Annotated in this window: 1 protein-coding gene and 3 tRNA genes; all 4 read left to right on the forward strand. The window is 58.0% G+C overall.

Going from position 1 to position 2,010, the window contains the following annotated elements:
- The 4 genes from AC1RJW_RS29630 (at position 1) to AC1RJW_RS29645 (ending at position 2,009) form a co-directional block, all read left to right on the forward strand.
- Positions 1-76 (forward strand) — tRNA-Glu (locus AC1RJW_RS29630).
- A gap of 49 nt (positions 77-125) precedes the next feature.
- Positions 126-201, forward strand: a tRNA-Ala gene (locus tag AC1RJW_RS29635).
- 414 nt (positions 202-615) lie between these two features.
- A complete protein-coding gene (locus tag AC1RJW_RS29640; protein ID WP_493048104.1) occupies positions 616-1,692 on the forward strand; it encodes a DUF5694 domain-containing protein in 1,077 nt (358 codons plus the stop codon).
- A gap of 241 nt (positions 1,693-1,933) precedes the next feature.
- Positions 1,934-2,009: transfer RNA gene (locus tag AC1RJW_RS29645), tRNA-Glu, on the forward strand.
- Position 2,010: the final 1 nt, after the last annotated feature.

A 2,010-nucleotide genomic window follows, 5' to 3' on the forward strand; every position in this document is an offset into this window, starting at 1 on the left:
GTCCCCATCGTCTAGAGGCCTAGGACATCACCCTTTCACGGTGAGTACAGGGGTTCGAATCCCCTTGGGGACGCCAGTTCAGTCTGGTGTTTGGTAGTAAAGAAGTAGCAGTGTTTCTGCGCCCGGGGGGTATAGCTCAGCTGGGAGAGCGCTTGCATGGCATGCAAGAGGTCAGCGGTTCGATCCCGCTTACCTCCACCAACAGCGCAGAAATCACATGGTAATCAAAGTCGCCTTGAGCGGCTTTTTTTACGTCTGTGAATTAATCGCCATACCCCTCGGGGGAGGTGGGGCTGAGCTGGGGAGTGCTTGCATGGCATGCAAGAGGTCAGCGGTTGGCTCCCGCCAACCTCCACCGGCAGCGCAGAAACAGGCAGTGAATAAATCAAAGTCGCCTTGGGCGGCTTTTTTATTTTCGGTGCATTTTCCGTCAACCTCCGTCAATGGCATCTAAGTCACAAGGTATGCAAAGTCGCCCCGGGCGGCTTTTTTTGTGCCTATTGGTTGCATGGATATAACTGACAGTGGCTTTCAGAATGGTTAAAGTTGGCCGGCAGGTTGAACTCATCATCGTGACCTGTGATTAAAAATGGACCATTACATTCAGGAGATAGGATGCATCGCGTATTTGCCAGTTTTTTTCTTGCCGCCGTTATTCACATTCCCGCGCACGCGGACGCGCCGCCTGCGGCGAGATTCGATCCTGGTGCGCTGAAGTTGCAAAAGGGCCCGTCCAATGACGTGCTGGTGCTCGGTTCACCCCATTTATCGCAATTGCCGAAATCGTTTGATCCGTCTCAATTGAGCTTGCTCAACGAGCGCCTGGCGGCTTGGCGGCCGGACGCGATTGCGATCGAGGCACTTTCCGGTTTGCAATGCGCTTTCTTGCGTGCCTATCCGCAGCGCTATGATGATACGGTGAAAACCTATTGCTATGACACTTCCGCCGCGCGGGCTGCCACGGGGCTCGATGTGATCGCGGCCACGGCGCAGGCGGAGCGCTTGCTGGCGGCCTGGCCGGCGGCGCCGTCTGCCGCGCAGCGGCGCACGCTGGCCTCCCTGTTCCTGGCCGGTGGCGAGCGTGCATCGGCGCTGGTGCAATGGCTGCGGCTGCCCGTGGATGAGCGGCGCGCCGGTGACGGCTTGAGCGAACCGCTGGTCGCTGAGCTCAATTCCGTGCAGGGGCAGCGCAACGAGAACTATCAGATTGCTGCCGTGCTGGCGGCGAAGAGCGGGCACGAGCGGGTACATGGCATGGATGATCATACGTCCGATATGTCTGTTGATGATGTAAAGGCGTATGCCAAAGCGATCAGGAAGGCCTGGGATAACCCCTTTTCGGCGGAGCGCAAGCGCATCCATGCCGGGTTTGAAGGGCAATTGAATACGCCGGCCGGTGTACTGGCGATCTATCGCGCCTATAACGGACGCGCCGAGGCGGATCTGGCCTTCCGCGGCGATTTTGGCGCGGCGCTGGAAGAGCCGTCGCCGCAGCGTTATGGCCGCAACTACGTCGCCTCCTGGGAAGTGCGTAATTTGCGCATGGCATCGAATATCCGCGAAATCATGGCGGCGCGCCCGGGGATGCGCACCCTGGTCCTCGTTGGCGCGTCCCACAAGGGCTATCTGGAAGCGTATCTGAGCCAGATGCACGATGTGCGCATCATCAGTGCGGATGATATCTTGCGCTAAGGAATGCTTTTGCCGCGCCAGACGATTGGCGCGGTTTTCCTGGCGTGCCTGGCGCGCTGCCGCTTTGCATACCTTCCTGCCATCACCCCGTCTTCATAGGGAGGGGGATTCAAATAAGGTGGAAAAAAGAAGGCCAGCAGTTGATTTCGTGAATCGCTTCGTGTTAAACTTCGCGCACGCTTTTTTGAGGGGCTAAGCAAAGCCTTCAACGAAGAGTCCGCTGAGAGTAAAGCCAGCACAGGTCCCCATCGTCTAGAGGCCTAGGACATCACCCTTTCACGGTGAGTACAGGGGTTCGAATCCCCTTGGGGACGCCAG

It is taken from the genome of Janthinobacterium sp. GW822-FHT07A03 (assembly GCF_058798815.1).